The 273-nt window shown below is 63.0% G+C and carries 1 pseudogene; it reads left to right on the top strand.

Annotated elements, in window-relative coordinates:
• Nucleotides 1–207 (top strand): annotated as a pseudogene (locus tag ACPYOG_RS19530) (cyclase family protein); the annotation flags it as partial.
• Between the last annotated feature and the right edge of the window lie 66 nt (nucleotides 208–273).

The following is a 273-nucleotide window of genomic DNA, read 5'->3' on the forward strand; positions in this document are numbered from 1 at the left end:
TTCCTGGAGACAGCGCCGAATGACAACGGCATGATGCACCAGCAACTCCTCGCCAAACTCGGCATGCCCCTCGGTGAGCTTTGGCGACTGGGCCCCTTGGCCCGGCACATGAGGTCCGCCGGCAGCTGGGACGCGTTCGTCAGCATCAAACCGCTCAACATCGTGGGAGGCACAGGTTCGCCGGCGAACGCAATAGCGCTGCTCTAACCCCGAAGCCCGACTACGCTGGAACTCCCGGCCCCGGAGCAAAGGCGAAGTGGACACCATGAAAAC

The sequence above is a fragment of the Leifsonia sp. HAY1-4F genome (assembly GCF_056755275.1).